This is a genomic window from Falsiroseomonas selenitidurans (assembly GCF_012103215.1).
GTDB classification, from domain to species: Bacteria; Pseudomonadota; Alphaproteobacteria; order Acetobacterales; family Acetobacteraceae; genus Falsiroseomonas; species Falsiroseomonas selenitidurans.
On record NZ_JAAVNE010000012.1, the window covers coordinates 76,268 to 95,199 of the forward strand.

The window sequence follows — 18,932 nt, forward strand, 5'->3', positions numbered from 1 at the left end:
CGTGTTCAACATCCTCGTCACCGCCAGCCTGCGGAACCGCATCGTCGTTCTGGTCGCGGCCGCGATCCTCGTGGTCTACGGCGCCTTCACGCTGCAACGCCTGCCGGTGGATGTCTTCCCCGACCTCAACAAGCCGGTCATCACCCTGATGACCGAGGCCGAGGGCCTGGCGCCGGAGGAGGTGGAGCTTCTCGTCTCCTACCCGATCGAGACGGCGATGAACGGCATGCCGGGTGTCACGCGCGTGCGCTCCGTCTCCGGCGTCGGGCTGTCGATCGTCTTCGTGGAGTTCGACTGGGGCACCGACATCTGGGTGAACCGCCAGCAGGTGGCGGAGCGCCTGTCGCTGGTGCGGGCGCAGCTGCCGGCGAATGTCGCGCCGCAGATGGCGCCGATCTCCTCCATCATGGGCGAGATCATGCTGGTGGCGATGTCCACCGATGGGCGCGCCAGCCCGATGGCGCTGCGGGAGCTTGCGGATTGGGTGGTGCGGCCGCGGCTGTTGACCATCCCAGGCATCACCCAGGTGATCCCGATCGGTGGCGAGGTGCGGCAGTATCGCGTGACCCCCGATGTCGCGCGGATGCACGCGCTGGACGTCACGGCGGAGCAGGTGCACGCCGCGCTGCGGCAATTCGGCGGCAACACCGGCGGCGGCTATGTGGACCAGGCGGGGCGGGAATACCTGATCCGCAACATCGGGCGCACCACGCGCCTCGCGGACCTTGCGAACACCCCCGTCGCCGTGCGGGCCGGCCAGCCGATCCCGCTGCGCCAGGTCGCGACCGTCGACTACGCCGCCCGCCTCAAGCGCGGCGAGGCCGGCAGCATGGGGCAGCCGGCGGTGATCCTGTCGATCCAGAAGCAGCCCTCGGCCGACACGGTGGCGCTGACGGCGCAGGTGGAAGCGGCGCTGGCCTCGTTGCAGCGCGCCATGCCGCCCGGCGTCACCGCCAACAACGTGCAGTTCCGCCAGGCCGATTTCATCGCGGCTTCGATCGCCAATGTGGAGAAGGTGCTGCTGGAGGCGGTGGCGGTGGTGGCCGTGGTGCTGTTCCTGTTCCTGCTGAACGGGCGGACCACCTTCATCTCGCTCACCGCCATTCCGCTCTCGGTGCTGATCACGGTCGTCGTGTTCCAGCTGCTCGGCCTGTCGATCAACACCATGACGCTGGGTGGCCTGGCCATCGCCATCGGCGAGCTGGTGGATGACGCGGTGGTGGATGTGGAGAACGTGTTCCGCCGCCTGCGGGAGAACCGCGCGCAGCCGGACCCGCTGCCCGCCCTCATCGTGGTTGCCAAGGCGAGCCAGGAAGTCCGCTCCGGCATCGTCTATGCGACGATGATCGTGATCCTGGTCTTCGTGCCGCTGTTCGCATTGACCGGCATCGAGGGTCGCCTGTTCGCGCCGCTCGGCGTCGCCTACATCGTCTCGATCCTGGCGAGCCTGGTTGTCTCCATAACCGTCACGCCGGTTCTCTGCTACTACCTGCTGCCGCGCATGAAGCGGATGGAGCACGGCGACAGCGCGCTGGTCCGCGTGCTGAAGCGCTGGAACGAGCATGCGCTGCTCTGGGCCTTCGCCCGCGCGCGCCTCGTGTATCTGCTGGCGGGTGTCGGCGTGGCGGGCGCGCTGGCGACCGTGCCATTCCTGCCACGCTCCTTCCTGCCGCCCTTCAACGAGGGCACGCTGACCATCAGCCTGCAGTTCCAGCCCGGCATCAGCCTGGCCGAAGCCGACCGGCTAGGGCGGCAGGCGGAGTTGTTGATCATGCAGGTGCCGGAAGTCCGCACCGTGGGCCGCCGCACCGGCCGCGCCGAGCTGGATGAACATGCCGAGGGCGTGCATTCCTCGGAACTCGACGTCTCGCTCCACGCATCGCAACGCGGCAAGCAGGCAATCTCGGCCGAGATCCGCACGCGCCTCGCCGTGCTGCCCGGCAGTGCCAATGTCGGCCAGCCGATCGGGCACAGGCTTGACCACATGCTGTCCGGCGTGCGGGCCGAGATCGCGCTCAAGATCACCGGCGATGACCTGGACACGCTTCGCACCCTGGCCGAGGGGATGCAGCAGCGCCTGGCCGCCATCCCCGGCCTGACCGACCTGCAGGTGGAGCGCCAGCTGCGCGTGCCGCAGCTTCAGGTGGCGGTGGATCATGAGCGGGCGGCGCTGTATGGCATCTCGGCCGCCTCGGTGGCCGAAGCCCTGCAATCGCTGTCGGGCGGCCAGGTGGTCAGCCAGGTGGTGGACGGCGCGCGGCGCTTCGACGTGGTGATGCGCCTCGGCGATGCCGACCGCACCGGCGCCGGACTCGCCGCCGTGATGATCGCGACACCAGCCGGACGCGTGCCGCTGTCGCTGCTGGCGGAACTGCACGACACCGATGGCCCCAACCAGATCCTGCGGGAGAATGGCCGGCGGCGCATCGTCGTGCTTGCCAATACCGATGGCAGCGACATGGCCGGCATCATCGCGCGCATCCGGGCCGAGATGGAGATGGCCACCTTGCCGCCCGGCTACTTCTTCACCCTGGAGGGCACCTTCCAGGCGCAGGAGGAGGCGGCGCGCCTCATCGCCGGACTCTCCCTGGTGTCACTGTCGCTGATCTTCATGGTGCTCTACAGCCGCTACAAGTCGGCGGTGCTGGCGCTGATCATCATGGGCAATGTGCCGCTCGCGCTGGTGGGCGCCATCGCGGCGCTGTGGATCGCGGGGCAGCCGCTCTCCGTCGCGTCGATGATCGGCTTCATCACCCTGGCCGGGATCGCAACGCGCAACGGCATCCTGAAGGTCAGCCACTATCTGAACCTCGCCTTGCTGGAAGGCGAGCGCTGGGGGCTGGCGCTGGTGATGCGCGGCAGCCTGGAACGGCTGACGCCGGTGCTGATGACCGCGCTCTCGGCCGGCTTCGCGCTCATCCCCCTGATGATCGGCGCGAGCGAGCCGGGCAAGGAGATCCTGCACCCCGTCGCCGTGACCATCTTCGGCGGGCTGATCACCGCGACGCTGCTCGACACCTTCCTGACGCCGCTGCTGTTCCATCGCTTCGGTCGTCCCGCCCTGGAACGCCTGCGCGTCGTCCAGCAGGAGCGGAAGGTTGCCGAGGCCTATTGATCCACGAGGAACCCGACCATGATCCCACGTCGCCTGCTGCTCGCCAGCCTGATCTTCCTACCGGTCGGCGCCCAGGCGCATGAACCACGTCGGGGGCCGAATGGTGGCCAGAAAGTGGATATCGGCACCAACCACGCCGAGCTGCTGGCGGCCGGCAACACGCTGCGGCTGTTCCTGTTCGATGGCGCCGACCGGCCGATCCCGGCCGCGGGAGCCACGGCGCAGGTCCTCATCCTGGCGGGCGGGCGCCAGGCCACCGTGGCGCTCGCGCCCGTCGGCGACAATGTGCTGGCCGGCACCGGCGCCTTCCTGGCCGCGCGCGGCATGCGCGCGGTTGTCACGCTGACGCTCCCCGGCCAACGTCCCGTGCAGGCGCGCTTCACGCCGATGGACCAGAATTGAGGAGACCCGGATGCGCAGGACATTGATGGCCTTGGCCCTGCTCGTCGCGAGCCCGGCTTCGGCCGACACACCCTCGCCCTATGCCGGCATGACGGACCGCCCGATCCGCGCACTGTCGGCGGAGCAGCAGGCCGATCTGCTGGCCGGCCGCGGCATGGGCCTGGCGCTGGCCGCCGAGCTCAACGGCTGGCCGGGCCCCGCCCATGTCATCGAGCTGGCTGGGGCGATGCAGCTCACGCCCGCGCAGCTCGCCGCGACGCAGCACCTCATGGCAGAGATGCAGGCCGCGGCGCGTGCGCTCGGCGCCCGCGTGATCGAGGAGGAGCGCGCCCTCGACACCACCTTCCGCAACCGCAGTGTCACGCCCGCCGACCTCTCGGCGCGCACGTCCCGCATCGCGGCCCTGCAGGGCGAGATCCGGGCCGTGCATCTGCGCACGCATCTGGCACAGGCGGCGATCCTGAACGCGGAGCAGATCGCCGCCTATTCCCGCCTGCGGGGCTATGCCGGCGGCACGCCGCGGCATGGTGGCCCGATGCCGGGCGGCCACCGGCATCATTGACGTGATGGCGCCCGACAGCCTGCCGCAGGAAGCCCACATCCTCGTCGTCGAGGATGACGGGGAGATGCGCACGCTGATTGCCAAGTTCCTGCGCCAGAACGGCTTCCGCGTCACCGGCGCGCGCGACGGCCGCGAGATGTGGGAGGTGCTGGCCGGGGCGCCGATCGATCTTGTGCTGCTCGATGTCATGCTGCCCGGCGCTTCCGGCCTCGATCTGTGCCGGGCACTGCGCACCAGGTCTGGCGTGCCGATCATCATGGTGACGGCGCGTGGCGAGGAGACCGATCGTGTCCTCGGGCTGGAACTCGGCGCGGACGACTACATCCCGAAGCCCTTCGGCCGCGCCGAACTGCTGGCCCGCGTGCGCGCGCTGCTGCGGCGTTCGCGCGGCGAGGCGGGCGAGCCGATGGCGGGCCAGGCGGGCGAGCGCATCCTCTTCGCCGACTGGAGCCTGGATACGCGGCGCCGCGAACTCAGCGCACCGGACGGCACCGCGGTCGACCTCTCCGGCGGCGAGTACGATCTGCTGCTGGCCTTCTGCGAACACGCGCAGCGCGTGCTGAGCCGGGACCAACTGCTCGACCTCGCCCGCAACCGCATGGCCTTCAACGGCACCGAGAGGTCGGTCGATGTCATGGTCAGCCGCTTGCGACGCAAGCTGGAGCCAACCGACGAGAGTCCGTCGATCATCAAGACGGTGCGCGGCGCCGGCTACATGCTGGTGCCACCCGTCAAGCGCGGCGCATGAAGCCGCTCGGGCGCCTGCTGCCGGACACGCTGGGCGGCCGGATCGTGCTCGTCCTGCTGGTCGGTCTGATGGCCTTCCATCTCGGCAGCCTGTGGCTGCACCAGATCGGGACCGAGGCGGTGCTTGGCACGACGCGGGAAGCGCAACTCGCTGAGCGCCTGGTGGCCGCCAAGCGGGCGGTTGCTGAACTTCCGATCGAGGAGCGTGACCGAACCGCCCATGCGCTCTCCACCGCAAGCCTCGACATGCACTGGACCCGCGCGGCGACCGTGCAACCGGTGCGGGCCAGCAGCGCCCGTATCGAGGCATTGCGCAGCCGGCTCGGCGAACTGGTTCCGGAATTCGACATCACGGGCCTGCGGCTCGGCTACGGCGAGGATGGCATGGCGGGGCACCAGTTGCTCGGCGCGCTGCCGCTGCCGGATGGCAGCTGGCTGAACTTCTCCGCCGCCCTGTTCCGCCCGCCGGCGTCGGAGCACGCGACGCTGCTCTCCACCACCGCGATGGCCTTGGGGATTCTGCTGCTCGGGCTGCTGGTGGTGCGGCTGATCGGGCGGCCCTTGCGCGCGCTGTCGGATGCGGCGGATCGCTTCGGCGGCCCGGGCGCGGTGGTGCCCGTGCCGGAAGAAGGCCCGCGCGAGGTGCGCCAGGCTGCCCAGGCCTTCAACCGCATGCAGGGCCGCATCGACCGCCTGATCGCCGACCGTACCCAGGCCCTGGCCGCCGTCAGCCATGACCTGCGCACGCCCATCGCGCGGCTGCGGCTGCGCGCCGGCTTCGTCGAGGATGGCGAGGCGGCACGCGCCATCGATGCCGATCTCGACGAGATGGAGGCGATGATCGATTCGACCCTCGCCTATCTCCGCGGCGAGACCGAGAGCGAGCCCCGGAAGCCGGCCGATATCGTCGCCATGATCGAGACCCTGTGCGACGCGGCGGCCGATGCGGGGGCTGCCGTGACCTATGCCGGCCCCACGCAGGCCAGACTCGTCTGCAGCCCGGTGACCCTGAAGCGCGCCTTCGCGAACCTCATCGACAACGCCGTGAACTATGGCGGCGGGGCGCGCGTCGTTCTCGAAGACAAGGGTCAAGAAATTCTGGTGCGCATTGAGGATGACGGCCCAGGGATCCCGGACGCCGAAATGCAGGCGGTGTTCGAGCCGTTCCGCCGCCTCGAGACGTCGCGCAATCGTGGCACGGGTGGGAGCGGGCTCGGCCTTACCATCGCGCGCCGCGCGGTCGAGCAGCAAGGCGGCACGGTACAGTTGAGCAACCGACCAGCCGGCGGACTTCTGGCATTCGTCCGCCTGCCCAGAATCCAGGGTTGAAGGAGCCTATCGGGATGATGGTTCGAAGGAGTTTCTTGGCCGCCGGGCTTGCCGCGGTGGCCCTGCCCCTGCCGGCCTTGGCGGCGGCATTGCCACGCCTCCAGGTCTGGCGGGAGGAGAATTGCGGATGCTGCGTCGGGTGGGTGGACCACATGCGGGCAGCCGGGTTTCCGATCGAGGACAATGTCGTGCGTTCGGTGGCGGCTGCGCGACGCCGGCTCGGCACGCCGTCTGATCTGCTGTCCTGCCATGCGGGGCTTGTCGGGGGCTATGCGCTTGAGGGTCATGTTCCGGCAGCGGCGGTGACCCGTCTGCTGGCGGAGCGCCCTGCCGGGATCCGCGGCCTGGCGGTGCCGGGCATGCCGGTGGGCTCGCCCGGCATGGAAATCCCGGGCGAGGCGCCTGACATCTATGACGTCCTGGCCTTCGATGCGCGTGGCGGTCGCTTGGTGTTCATGCGCTTCCGTGGCGGCACGTCGGTGTGAGGCAAGCCTCGGGACCGAAAACGGCGGCGTGTGCCCTTGACCCTCCCATGGGGGCAATCACCACGTCCTCTTCCAGACGAGAACCCCTGAGGAGGGCGTGATGCATCGCTTTCGGATCGCGAACATGAGTTGCGGCGGCTGCGCGAAGGGCGTTACCGCGTCACTCCGCCAGGCCGACCAGGAGGCGAAGATCGATATCAGGCTGGACACACGGGAAGCGGCCGTGACGTCGGCCACGGACACGGCGCGCCTGGAGCAGGTGCTGCGCGATGGTGGTTGGCAGGTCGAGCGCATCGTCGCCTGATCCCGCGCCGACATGCTTTGTCATGACGGCGTGACCCTGCCGACATGCTGGGGCGCCAGTGTCGTGAAGGTCGAACCACAGGAACCCAGCACATGGCCCGCCTCGCTCGCTCTCTTGCCCTTGCTGCCGGCCTCGCCACTGTCTCTGCGGCCGGCCTTGCCATCGCCCAGGGCACCATGCCGCATTCGCATCCGGCACAGCACGGCATGATGGGCCAGATGCCCGGCATGCAGCAGCATATGCAGCAAATGCAGCAAATGCAGCAGCGGATGGTGCCTGGCGCGCAGGCGCCGGGAAATGGCACGGCGCAGGCGCCGGGGAGTGACCCGCATCAGCACGGCGCCGCGGCTCCTGGAACCGCCGCCCAGGGGAGGGCTGCGGCTTCCCCCTCGACCGCTGCCTTGATCGCCGCGAACGAGAAGATGCATCGCGACATGGCCATCGCCTTCACCGGTGACGCGGATCGCGATTTCGCCGCCTCCATGATCCCCCATCACGAGGGCGCGATCGCGATGGCGCGGGTCCAGCTTGCGCATGGTCGCGACCCGGCGATGCGCCGCTTGGCCGAAGCCGTGATCCGCGAGCAGGAGCGGGAGATCGCCGAACTCCGCGCCTTCTTGGCGCGCCCGCGCTGATGACCGGGCGAGGCCACTCAGGGCTTGCCCCCTTCGTCACAAGGATCCTGTTGCCGCCTTCGGCGACGCTGCCGGTCCATCGATCGTCAGAACGACCGCGTATCGAGGAGTCGAGCAGCGATGGCGCATCACGGCAGCGAAGCCCCAGGCGGCAGGCACCACCCGAACCAGCATGGGCATGCGGCAGGACCAGACAGCGTGAGGGATCCGGTCTGCGGAATGACGGTGGACCCGGCGAAGACCGCGCACCACGCCGAACACGCCGGCCATGCCTACCATTTCTGCTCCGCCGGTTGCCGCACCAGGTTCATCGCTGAACCGGGACAGTATCTCGAAGCACGCGCGACCCTGCGCGCCGAGGCCGTGACACCAGGCACCATCCACACCTGCCCGATGCACCCGCAGATCCGGCAGCCGGGCCCGGGCAGTTGCCCGATCTGCGGGATGGCGCTGGAGCCCGAAACCCCCTCGGCCGAGGGCGGGCCCAATCCGGAACTGGTGGACTTCACCCGCCGCTTCTGGATCGGGCTGGTGCTGACCGTTCCGGTTTTCCTGCTGGAAATGGGTGGCCACCTCACGGGGATGACGCACCTGATCGGCGGGCCGGGCATCGGCAACTGGATTCAGCTGGTGCTGGCGACGCCGGTGGTGCTCTGGGCGGGCTGGCCATTCTTCGTCCGTGGCTGGCAGAGCCTGGCGAACCGCAGCCTCAACATGTTCACCCTGATCGCGCTCGGCACCGGTGTCGCTTGGGTGTTCAGCCTCGTGGCGACCCTGGCACCCGGCATCTTCCCCTCCGCCTTCCGTGCGGCGGATGGTTCGGTTGCCGTGTACTTCGAGGCCGCTGCCGTGATCGTCGTGCTGGTCCTGCTTGGCCAGCTGCTGGAGCTGCGGGCGCGCGAGCAGACCGGCGGCGCCATCCGCGCGCTGCTCGACCTCGCACCGGCCCAGGCGCGGCGGCTGCGCGAAGACGGATCGGACGAGGAGGTGCCGCTGGCCGCCATCATCGTCGGTGACCGGCTGCGAGTCCGTCCTGGTGACAAGGTGCCGCTCGACGGCGCGGTGCTGGAGGGCGGCTCCAACGTCGATGAGAGCCTGGTGACGGGTGAGGCAGTGCCGGTCACCAAGACGGTGGGCGACCAGGTCGTCGGCGGCACGCTGAACGGCCAGGGCAGCTTCGTCATGCGCGCCGACCGCGTCGGCCAGGACACGGTGTTGGCGCAGATCGTCCGCATGGTTGCGGGCGCACAGCGCTCGCGCGCGCCGATCCAGCGCCTGGCCGACCAGGTCAGCGGCTGGTTTGTGCCCGTGGTCGTGGGCATTGCGCTGCTCGCTTTCGCAGTCTGGTCGGTCTGGGGGCCTGAGCCCCGCCTCACCTTCGCGCTGGTCGCAGCGGTGACGGTGCTGATCATCGCCTGCCCTTGTGCGCTGGGCCTGGCGACACCGATGTCCATCATGGTGGGTGTGGGCCGGGGCGCGCAGGCCGGCGTGCTGATCAAGAACGCCGAGGCGCTGGAGCGTATGGAGCGGATCGACACGCTCGTGGTGGACAAGACCGGCACGCTCACCCAGGGCCGGCCGGATGTCGTGGCGGTGATTCCCGCGCCGGGTGTGGCCGAGGAGGATGTGTTGCGCCTGGCGGCTGGGTTGGAGCGGCCCAGCCAGCATCCCCTGGCCGAGGCCGTGGTGCGTGCGGCAGAGAAGCGCGGCATCACCGTGCCGCCCGTCGAGGGCTTCGACGCGCCGCTCGGGAGAGGCGTAACCGGGGCGGTCGAGGGGCGCCAGGTCGCGGTCGGCAATGCCCGGCTGATGGACGAGGCCAAGGTCGATGTCGGCGCCCTGTCGGCGGAAGCCGAGCGCCTACGTGGCGATGGCGCCACCGTCTTCTTCGTGGCGGTGGATGGCCGCGCCTTCGGGATCGTCGCCGTGGCTGATCCGGTGAAGGAGACCACGGCGGCGGCGCTTGCAAGCCTCGCGAAGGAGGGCGTGCGGGTGGTGATGCTGACGGGCGATAACCGCACGACGGCGGAGGCCGTGGCGCGGCGCCTCGGCATCACAGAGGTCGAGGCGGAGGTCCTGCCCGAGGACAAGCAGCGCATCATCGAAAGGCTGAAGGCCGAGGGACGCCGCGTCGCCATGGCGGGCGATGGGGTGAACGACGCGCCGGGGCTGGCGGCAGCCGAAGTCGGCATCGCCATGGGCACCGGCACGGCGGTCGCCATCGAAAGTGCGGGAATCACGCTGCTCGGCGGGGATCTGATGGGGATCGTGCGGGCGCGGCATCTGTCCCAAGCCGTGATGGGCAACATCCGGCAGAACCTGGTCTTCGCCTTCGCCTACAATGCGGCCGGCGTGCCGATCGCCGCTGGCGTGCTGTATCCGATGTTCGGCATTCTCCTGTCGCCCATCATCGCGGCAGCGGCGATGGCGCTGTCGTCGGTGAGCGTGGTCGCGAACGCGCTTCGGCTGCGAAAGACGCGGCTGGACTGAGCCGGTGGCAGCGGCTTGAGGGTTCTCCACCGCGCCCCAGGCGGTTCTCCGCCGCGATCCTGCCGGATTCCATTGATGGAAGCGGCGCCCGCCGAAGGCAGGCGCGCGGCCGAAGGGCCGCCGCGCCAGGTGGCGCGTCGCCAGGCCGGCGATCGAGGCGGCGGTCGGTCACGATCACCGGGATCTGGCAACATCGAACCACCGTGCCGAACAGCGCGCCGATGCCGGCCGTCAATGCCATGGCGAGCGCGCCCCAGAACGTGACCCTCGCCGTGGCGCGAAGGACATTCGCACCGCCGGCTTGGGCCCCAACGGCTCCCAGCACGGCCAGAAAGGCAAGCGAGGCGCCGGAGACGACCCAGACAAGGAGATGGGTCGGTGCGACGATCACCATCAGCAGGGGCATCGCGGCGCCGACGGCAAAGGTGGCGGCGGAGGTCAGTGCGGCCTGGGTCGGGCGCGCGGTGGTGATTTCGGACATCCCAAGTTCATCCTGCGCATGGGCGCCCAGCGCATCCTTGGCCATCAACTGCTCGGCGACCCGCCGGGCCAGGTCGCGTTCCACCCCACGTTGGACGTAGATCTCGGCCAGTTCCTCATGCTCGAAGACGGGATCGTCCCGCAGTTCCTGGCTTTCCCGCGCAAGGTCGGCCTGTTCCGTGTCGGATTGCGAGCTGACCGAGACGTATTCGCCGGCCGCCATCGACATTGCACCCGCGACCAGCCCGGCGACGCCGGCGATGAGGATGTCGCTCTGCGTGGTGGCGGCCGCCGCGACGCCGACGATCAGGCTGGCGGTCGACACGATGCCGTCATTTGCCCCGAGCACTGCGGCTCGCAGCCATCCGATGCGCGAGACCAGATGGCGTTCCAGGTGCGGGTGGAGGCGCGGCATGGGGTGTCCTTGTGGTTGCTGCTCGCCTGCGGAGATTGGGATGTGCTGCTTCGCGCCGCCGTCGCTGTCAGGATACGTGATCCGGTGCCGCTTCGCGCGGCTTCCCGCATCGGCTGAGCGGCGGGCAGCCGCGCGGCTTGCCGCTTTCCCCTCGCGCGGCAATGCCTTCAGCCGCTGCATCCGGTCCAGCGTCAGCCCGCCGAACGCCGTCCGTCCGGGCTCGTCGGTCGGCTCCGTCACCCCGATCGCCCGAATCGCCTCCGCCACCGTCCTGCCCTGGCCGGGCAGAGCCCCCTCCTGCCCGCGCTTCTCCAGGATCTCCTCCGGCGTGTTCGCCTTCTGCGCCGCCATCCCAGCCGCCCCGTCGCTGCCGCCCCGTCGCTGCCGCCCGTCCAACGTTCAGGCGGAGCGCTTCGAAGACGGGCAGGTCAGGGGTAAGGTTGAGACGCCCAGACAACCGCCGGCCGCCGGCCGCCGTCGTCGAAGGCGAGGCGCAGATTACCCGGCGGCTGCCAGACGTGCCGCGCTCCAACCGCGGTGGATCCGCGGCCGGATCCCGCTAATCCGGGTGAAAATTCGCGCTTCGCAGCAGTTCGCTGTTCCGGCTGACATCGGCCGCGATGAAGCCACGGAAGGCCTCGCCCGCGCTGTAGACAGGCTCCAGCCCCAGCGCCGTGAAGCGCCGCACCATGGCGGGCTCGCGCATGATCTCGCCCAAATGCCCCTCGAGCGTCGTGGCAATCGGCGCCGGCAGGTCCTTCGGCCCCCAGACGCCATACCAGGAGGCGAAGACCAGGCCCGGCATTCCGGCCTCGGCGGTGGTCGGGAGGTTGGGGGCGAGCGTGCTCCGGGCCGCGGCGGTGATCGCCACACCCTTCACGCCCCCGCTCTGCACCAGCGGCAGCAGCGCCAGGACCGGGTCGATCATCATCTGAACATTGCCGGCGGCCACATCCGTCAGCGCCGGCGCTGTGCCACGATAGGGCGCAACCACCAGGTCCAGCCCCGCCAGCTTCAGGAACAGGATCGTCGCAAGGTGCCCGGCGGAGCCGAGCGCCGAGGCGCCGAAGGTCCATTGCTCCGGGTTCCGCCGCGCATCCGCCACGATCTCGGTGATGCTTGCCTGGGGTCGGTTCGGCGACAGCACCAGCAGCATGGGTGCCGCACCGATCTGTGCCACCGGCGTGAAATCGGCCAGGGGATCATAGGGTGCGCGACGCAGCACCTGCCGCGCCATCACATGCGTCGAAGCCGAGAAGAGCAGCGTGTAGCCATCCGCCGCTGCGGTCTGGACCACCTGCCCGCCGACCGTGCCGCTGGCGCCCGAGCGGTTCTCGATCACCACCGGCACACCCATCCGCTCCGTCAGTCGCTGGGCCACGACCCGGCCGACCGCATCCACGCCACCGCCCGGGGCGAAGGGCACGATCATGCGGATCGGTCGGCTGGGATAGGTCGCCTGCTGTGCCCGCGCCGGCAGGGCGGCCAGCGCCCCGGTTCCCATCGCAGTCAGGCCACCCAGCATGTTCCTTCGCCGAATCATCTGTTTCCTCCGTTCTTGTTTCTGTCGTTGCAGTTCGTCGCGGCTCAGGCCGCCTCGTCGGCGATCCCGTTGCGGAGCACGCCGATGCCGGTGATCTCGACCTCCACCATATCGCCCGGCTTGAGCCAGAGCGGCGGCTTGCGCTTCGCCCCCACGCCACCCGGCGTGCCCGTGGCGATCACGTCCCCGGGCGAGAGGGGTGTGAAGGAGGAGCAGTAGGCAATGATCCGCGGCACGTCGAAGATCATGTGGTCCAGCGTCGCCTCCTGCACCGTGGCGCCGTTGACGCGCGTGGTCAGGCGCAGCTTGTCGAGGTCGGGGATCTCATCGGGGGTAACGAGCCAGGGGCCGAAGCCGCCGGTCTGCGGGAAGTTCTTGCCCGGCGTGAACTGGATCGTGTGGCGCTGCCAGTCGCGCACCGAGCCGTCATTGTAGCAGGCATAGCCAGCGACATGGGCCATCGCCGCCTCGGGCGCGATGTAGCGGCCGCCCTTGCCGATCACCACGGCCAGCTCGCCCTCATAGTCGAAGTCGGTCGAGACCCTGGGCCGCAGCAGATCCTGCCCATGCGCCGCCTGGCTGTCGGCGAAGCGCGTGAAGATGGTGGGGTTCTCGACGACATCGCGGCCGGTCTCGCGGCGATGCATCTCGTAGTTCAGCCCGACGCACAGGATCTTGCCCGGGTTCGGGATCACCGGCAGCAGGGCGACATCGGCGAAGGCGACGCGCTGGCCGGCCGCCTCGCAGGCACGGCCCAGATCGGCCAACGCATCGGCCGCGATCGCCGCCTTGAGGTCGGCATGCGCCGAGGCAGGGGCGAGGAGGATGTGCTCGCCCTGCATCAGCCCGCAGGCCGGGCGGCCATCATGGAGGAACGAGACGAAGCGCATGCGGGTATCCTTGCCGGTTCAGGGTCAGGTGCAGATCAGGCGATTGGGCGGGGGGCCGGCGGGCTCGAAGGATTCGAGCGTCGCGGTCAGGTCGGTGAGGAAGCGGTCCAGCGCGCCGGGCTCGATCCCCGCGGTCGGCAGATGCGCGAGCCAGGCGCGGAAGGGGCGCGCCGGGATGTCGCCGGCCTCGCGCTCCGCCTCGCGCGCATCCAGCAGCGCGGCCAGGGGCGCCAGGCCCTCCGCGGCATAGCGGCCGCGCATGTAGTCGAGGATGTCGGCCTCCATGTCGCGGGCGTTCATCGCGGGGATCAGGAAATGCCCCATGCAGGTGCAGCCCGCCGGATGCAGCGGGCGGGAGGAGACGGCGCGCCACAGCGCGGCAAGTCGCGCCGTCCGCTCCGCCAGGCTGTCCGTCTCCTGCGGCGCCATGGCGGCTCAGCCCGGGCTGACTTCGAGCTGCGGGCCGGCCTCATCCGCGGCCCCGGGCAGCGGCGGCGCAGCAATGTCGCTCTGCGCGCGCAGCCGGCGCGTCGCGGCCTCATCCACTGCGCCTGTGGCATCGAGCACCACGCGATAGGCGGAAAGGGCGATGGCGCGCGAGACATAGCCTTCCCGCACGTCGTGGGCGACGCGGGCGGGGTCGCGTTCCACCGGCGGGCCGAAGCCGCCGCCGCCGCCCGAGCGCATCATGTAGGCATCCCCGGCCTTGAGGCGCACGTTGAACACCTTCGCATTCGGGAATTCCGCCTGCCATTCGCCGCCGCGGCGCAGCCCGATGCCGTTGCCGGCCGCATCCTGCCCGCCATCCAGGCCCCAGGGCTTGCAATGCACGCGGTCGATGCGCGTGGTGAGCTGGAAGGGGGCGAGAGCCTGCACCACCTGCTCGCAGCCCAGGCCGCCGCGGAAGCGCCCGGCGCCGCCGCTGTCCTCGCGCAGCGCGTAGCGTTCGACCAGCACGGGATACTTCGCCTCAAGCTGCTCGGTCGGGCTGTTGTGGGTGTCGCCGTCATTGATGCAGACGGTGGCCGACATGCCGTCCTCCGTCGCCTTGGCACCCCAGCCGCCGCCGAGCGGGCCGATGCCGACGATGTAGAACTTGCCGTCGGCCGGGTTGATACCGTGGATGTTGGGGAACACCAGGTCGGCATGGTGGCCGGCGGCGACGCGGCCCGGGATGGCCTTCGCCATCGCCTTGAAGATCGTGTCGATCACCGTCATCGGATAGGTCATCCACACGCGCATCGGCGCGGGACGCTCGGCGCTGACCACCGTGCCCATCGGCATGATGACCTTGAGGTTGCGGAAGCTGCCCTCGTTCACCGGATAGTCGGTCGGCGTGGCGAGGCATTTGAACGCCACCTGCGCGCAGGCGATGCCGGTGGTCACACCGGAATTGTAGAAGCCGCGCACCTGCTTGGCGACCTCGGAGAGGTCGATCGTCACCTCCTCGCCCCGCTTCTCGACGCGCACGCGGATCGGCACGGCCTCGCCGATCTCGAGCCCATCGTCATCCATGAAGCTCTCGGCCTCATAGATGCCGTCGGGGATGTTCGCGGTGTTGGCGCGCGCCAGCGCCTCGGAATGGTCCATGATGACGGTGATGGAATCCCGCACCGCCTGCCAGCCATAGCGGGTGACGAGCTCGAGGTAGCGGCGCTCGCCCGTCGTCACCGCCACGATCTGCGCGCGCAGATCGCCCATCGCCTTGTCGGCCAGGCGGACGTTCATCGCGATGATGTCTACCAGGTCCTGGTTCACCTCGCCGCGCTTGCGGTACTTCACGATCGGGATCTGGATGCCCTCGGAGTAGATGTCCGTGGTCACCGTGCCGAGCGTGCCGCCGACATCGAGCCAATGCGCCATGCAGCAGGTGAAGCCGATCAGCGCGCCCCCGTGGAAGATCGGCATGGTGAAGGTGAAGTGGTTGAGGTGCGAGCCGGTGGTGTAGGCGTCGTTGGTGACGAGGATGTCGCCCTCATGGATGTTCTCGTAGCCGAAATGGCGGATCTTCGCCTTCACCGTCTCCGACATGCCGCGGATGAACATCGGCAGGCCGAGGCCGATGGAGACCGTCTCGCCCTCCTTCGTGAACAGGCCCACGGTGAAGTCCAGCGCCTCATAGATGATGAGGTTGTAGGCCGTGCGCATCAGGTTGGTCTTCATCTCCTCCGTCACGGCGATCAGGCCGCGGCGGACGATCTCGACCGTGACGGCATCCACCTTCGCGGCGGAGGTCGAAAGGATGTCGGTCATCGCGCGTCACTCCCGATGGCGATGAGAAGGTTGCCGGCGGCATCGACCTCCAGCGTATCGCCGGGCTGCAGCACGGTGGTGGAGGCGTGCTCCTCGATCAGGGCGGGGCCGGCGAGGCGGTTGCCGGCCTTCAGCCGATCCCGCGCATAGACCGGGGTGTCCATCAGCCGGCCGAAATAGGCAGGTTTGCGGCGCATCAGCGCCTCGGGCTCCGGCACCGGCCCGCCGGCGGGCACGGTGTGGCGCGGCGGCTTGCGCATGATGCCGGAGACGGTGGCGCGGAGCGAGACCAGCTCCGCCGGTTCGCCCGGCGCGCTGGTGCCGTAGCGCAGCTGGTGCTGGGCGTCGAAATGGCGCTTGATCGCCGCGCGGTCGCCCCCGCCGAACACGTCGCGCGGCAGCTCCACCGTCACCGCATGTTCCTGGCCGACATAGCGCATGTCTGCGGCGCGCTCGATCTCGATGCGCTCGGGGCGCACCGCCGAGCCCTCGATCGCCGCGCGGCCCTCCTCCTCCATCGCCAGATAGAGGCCCTCGATCTCGGCGAAATCGGCCGTGGCCAGGCGGCGGAAGCAGGAGCGGACGTAGTCGTAGCGCAGATCGGAGAACAGCATGCCATAGGCCGAGAAATAGCCGGGCGCGTAGGGAATCATGACGCGGCGGATCCCGATCTCGCGCGCGATGGCCGAGGCGTGCAGCGGCCCCGCGCCGCCGTAGACCGCCATGGTGAAGCCGCCGACATCGAGCCCACGCTCGGTCGTCACCGCCTTCACGGCGTAGGACATGGTGGTGACGGCGATGCGCAGGATGCCGTCGGCTGCGGCCAGCACCTCCATGCCGAGCGGGCCGGCGATCCTCTCCTGCATGGCGCGCGCCGCACCAGCGAGATCGAGGGCCATCGTGCCGCCGAGGAAGTGGTCCGGGTCGAGCCGGCCGAGGAGAAGGTTCGCATCCGTCACGGTCGGCTCCGTGCCGCCGCGCCCGTAGCAGACCGGCCCCGGCATGGAGCCCGCGCTCTGCGGCCCGACGCGCAGCGCATTGCCCTGTTCGAGCCGCGCGATGGAGCCGCCCCCGGTGCCGACCTCGAAGATGTCCGTCATCGGGATCTGGATCGGCAGCGCCTGGTCATAGCCGCCAAGGAGCGCGGAGCCGGTGGTCAGCGGCTTGCCCTGGTAGATGACCCCGGCCTTCGCCGTGGTGCCGCCCATGTCGAAGGCAATGGCATCCTTCAGGCCCAGCCCCTCGCAGATCGCCTGGGTGCCGATCACGCCTGCCGCCGGCCCGCTCTCCAGCATGCGGACGCAGTCACGCCGGGCGTGCTCCACCGGGAACAGGCCGCCGGTGGATTGCACGACGAAGAAGGCGCCGTCGAAATTGTACCGGGCCAGATGCTCGGAAAGCTCGCCCAGATAGGTTGCGACCCGCGGTCCGACATAGGCGTTGGCCGCGACCGTGGAGACGCGCTCGAACTCGCGATACTCCTGCGACAATTCGTGGGAGGCGGTGACAAAGGCGCCCGGCAGTTCCTCCTGCACGATCTGCTTGACCCGAACCTCATGAGCGGGGTTGCGATAGGAGTGCAGCAGGAGGATCGCGACCGCCTCCACCTGGCCCGGCTCCAGGGAACGCAACACGCCGCGCAGGTGGTCCTCGTCCAGCGGCTTGTGGACCGCCCCGCTCGCGAGCAGCCGCTCATGCACCTCGAAGCGCGAGGAGCGGTCGACCAGCGGCACGTGCTTCCTGAAGAAGAGGTTGTAGGCGTCGGGGCGGTTGACGCGGCCGATCTCGTAGATGTCGCGAAAGCCCTCGGTGACCAGCAGCACGGTCCTGGCACCGGTGCGCTCCAGCAGCGTGTTGATGGCGATGGTGGAGCCATGCAGGAACAGATGCGCGTCGGCGAAGGCCACGCCGGCGATGTCCACCGTGTCCTGGATGCCGTCCACCAGTCGGCCATGCGTGGTCAACGCCTTGCCGAAGCGCAACTCGCCAGCGGCCTCGTCGAAGGCGGCGAGGTCGGTGAAGGTGCCGCCGATATCGACCGCGATGCGCAGGCGCGCGCGGGTCTTCGCATGGTCGAGGGGCATTGGTGGCGCGTCCTCCTGAGTCGCTTGACTATTCTTCGGATTGCGAAGAAAACTTCGCCATTCGCGTTCGTCGTGTAACGACGCGCTTCCGCCGCTGTCAACAGGAATTGCGAAGGATCTTTCGGATGTCGAAATCCGCCGAAGGCGATGCAGCCGGCGCAAAGGACAAGAACCTCGTCCACTCGCTCGCGAAGGGCTTCCGCGTGCTGGAGACCTTCACGGCCGAGGAGCCGGACCTGCTGCAGAGCGAAATCGCGCGACGTGCCGGCCTGGATGACGGCACGACCTTCCGGATGCTGAACACGCTCGTCTCGCTCGGCTACGTCGCGAAGGTGCCGGGGACGCGGCGCTTCCGCCTGACGCTCAAGCCGCTCGAGCTCGGCTTCAACGCGATCGCACGCACCGCCCTTCGTGACCTCGCCCGCCCCGCGCTCCGCAGCCTCGTCGGCGAGGTGAACGAGGCGGCCAGCCTCGGCGTCCTCGACGGTGCGGACATCGTCTATGTCGAGCGTGCGCAGGCCGGGCTCGTCCGAATGGGCGTGGATATCCGCGTGGGTTCACGCATCCATGCTGCTGCATCGGCGATCGGGCACGCGGTGCTGGCCTTCCTCCCCGAGGAGGAGTTGGAGAACGTCTTGCGCGCCAGTCGCTTCGACCGCACCGGGCCTGGCGTACCGCAATCACCGGACGCGCTGCGCGCCCGCCTCGCGCAGGTGCGGCGCGAGGGAGTCGCGCTGATCGACTGGGCGAGCGTGAATGGCCTGCGGGTCCTCGCGGTCCCGGTGCTGGATGGAAGCCGCCACGCCATCGCGGCGCTCAGTGTCGCTGCGCCCGCCATGCGCCTGTCGGCCGACGAGTTCGTGGCGGCGGTGCGCGTCCCGCTCCTCGCGAAGGCGGGTGAACTGGGACTTGCCCTCGCCGCCGCGGGCTGACCCCGGCAGTTGTCCGCTGTCGCGCCAGCAAGCGGCTGCGACAATTCGAAACCAGGGGCACGTTCTCTGCCGGTTTCCACCCAGGCCATCGCCGCCAGACGCACAGGGCGGGGGTGGCCAGATTTGAGCGGCGTTGGGGCAGGCGGGACGCCTGCCGCGCGTCATCGATGAAGGCCCGGGGCCGGTGGTGGCCGGACGTGACTCCGCACGGAACCGGTGCGCCCCATGCACAGGCGGCTTGTCATCCCCGGCGGGTGCGGCCTCCT

The 18,932-nt window shown here is 69.6% G+C and carries 15 protein-coding genes and 1 pseudogene; 10 read left to right on the plus strand and 6 right to left on the minus strand.

What is annotated here, in order from left to right; translation table 11 throughout:
- Position 1 precedes the first annotated feature (1 nt).
- The 9 genes from HEQ75_RS09700 to HEQ75_RS09740 all read left to right on the plus strand — a co-directional run bounded on the left by HEQ75_RS09700 (position 2) and on the right by HEQ75_RS09740 (position 10,069).
- The gene (locus HEQ75_RS09700; RefSeq protein ID WP_168029731.1) at positions 2 to 3,115 is read left to right on the plus strand and encodes an efflux RND transporter permease subunit; all 3,114 of its coding nucleotides are present in this window, start codon (positions 2 to 4) and stop codon (positions 3,113 to 3,115) included.
- Between the two features lie 18 nt (positions 3,116 to 3,133).
- Positions 3,134 to 3,517: a hypothetical protein gene (locus HEQ75_RS09705; protein ID WP_168029734.1), complete on the plus strand. Its 384-nt coding sequence runs from the start codon at positions 3,134 to 3,136 to the stop codon at positions 3,515 to 3,517.
- Positions 3,518 to 3,527: 10 nt separating this feature from the next.
- A complete protein-coding gene (locus tag HEQ75_RS09710; protein ID WP_168029736.1) occupies positions 3,528 to 4,079 on the plus strand; it encodes a hypothetical protein in 552 nt (183 codons plus the stop codon).
- Between the two features lie 4 nt (positions 4,080 to 4,083).
- Positions 4,084 to 4,827: a response regulator transcription factor gene (locus HEQ75_RS09715; RefSeq protein ID WP_235961450.1), complete on the plus strand. Its 744-nt coding sequence runs from the start codon at positions 4,084 to 4,086 to the stop codon at positions 4,825 to 4,827.
- Positions 4,824 to 6,155, plus strand: a complete 1,332-nt coding sequence (locus HEQ75_RS09720; protein ID WP_168029738.1) for an ATP-binding protein — start codon at positions 4,824 to 4,826, stop codon at positions 6,153 to 6,155. Before HEQ75_RS09715 ends, HEQ75_RS09720 begins: the two co-directional genes overlap by 4 nt.
- 35 nt (positions 6,156 to 6,190) lie before the next feature.
- Positions 6,191 to 6,640 carry a DUF411 domain-containing protein gene (locus HEQ75_RS09725; RefSeq protein ID WP_407925892.1) on the plus strand — a complete coding sequence of 150 codons (450 nt, stop codon included), beginning with the start codon at positions 6,191 to 6,193 and terminating at the stop codon, positions 6,638 to 6,640.
- Positions 6,641 to 6,740: 100 nt separating this feature from the next.
- Positions 6,741 to 6,944 carry a heavy-metal-associated domain-containing protein gene (locus HEQ75_RS09730; protein WP_168029742.1) on the plus strand — a complete coding sequence of 68 codons (204 nt, stop codon included), beginning with the start codon at positions 6,741 to 6,743 and terminating at the stop codon, positions 6,942 to 6,944.
- A gap of 92 nt (positions 6,945 to 7,036) precedes the next feature.
- A complete protein-coding gene (gene copM, locus HEQ75_RS09735; protein ID WP_235961452.1) occupies positions 7,037 to 7,579 on the plus strand; it encodes a CopM family metallochaperone in 543 nt (180 codons plus the stop codon).
- 219 nt (positions 7,580 to 7,798) lie between these two features.
- A complete protein-coding gene (locus HEQ75_RS09740) occupies positions 7,799 to 10,069 on the plus strand; it encodes a copper-transporting P-type ATPase (RefSeq protein ID WP_235961454.1) in 2,271 nt (756 codons plus the stop codon).
- A 205-nt stretch (positions 10,070 to 10,274) separates the two neighbouring features.
- On the opposite strand, the pseudogene HEQ75_RS09745 reads toward HEQ75_RS09740, so the two are convergent.
- The 6 genes and pseudogenes from HEQ75_RS09745 to HEQ75_RS09770 form a co-directional block, all read right to left on the minus strand.
- Positions 10,275 to 10,964 (minus strand): annotated as a pseudogene (locus HEQ75_RS09745) (VIT1/CCC1 transporter family protein); the annotation flags it as partial.
- 559 nt (positions 10,965 to 11,523) lie between these two features.
- Entirely contained in the window at positions 11,524 to 12,489 is a 966-nt protein-coding gene (locus HEQ75_RS09750) for a Bug family tripartite tricarboxylate transporter substrate binding protein (RefSeq protein ID WP_168029746.1), read from the minus strand.
- 62 nt (positions 12,490 to 12,551) lie between these two features.
- The gene (locus HEQ75_RS09755; protein WP_168029748.1) at positions 12,552 to 13,397 is read right to left on the minus strand and encodes a fumarylacetoacetate hydrolase family protein; all 846 of its coding nucleotides are present in this window, start codon (positions 13,395 to 13,397) and stop codon (positions 12,552 to 12,554) included.
- Between the two features lie 24 nt (positions 13,398 to 13,421).
- A complete protein-coding gene (locus HEQ75_RS09760; protein WP_168029750.1) occupies positions 13,422 to 13,826 on the minus strand; it encodes a hypothetical protein in 405 nt (134 codons plus the stop codon).
- A 6-nt stretch (positions 13,827 to 13,832) separates the two neighbouring features.
- Complete coding sequence (locus HEQ75_RS09765; protein WP_168029752.1) at positions 13,833 to 15,650, minus strand: hydantoinase B/oxoprolinase family protein; 1,818 nt, start codon at positions 15,648 to 15,650, stop codon at positions 13,833 to 13,835.
- A complete protein-coding gene (locus HEQ75_RS09770; RefSeq protein ID WP_168029754.1) occupies positions 15,647 to 17,734 on the minus strand; it encodes a hydantoinase/oxoprolinase family protein in 2,088 nt (695 codons plus the stop codon). The genes HEQ75_RS09765 and HEQ75_RS09770 overlap by 4 nt, the downstream gene beginning before the upstream one ends.
- A gap of 125 nt (positions 17,735 to 17,859) precedes the next feature.
- Here HEQ75_RS09770 and HEQ75_RS09775 point away from each other — a divergent pair, with 125 nt between their 5' ends.
- Entirely contained in the window at positions 17,860 to 18,666 is an 807-nt protein-coding gene (locus HEQ75_RS09775; protein WP_168029756.1) for an IclR family transcriptional regulator, read from the plus strand.
- Positions 18,667 to 18,932: the final 266 nt, after the last annotated feature.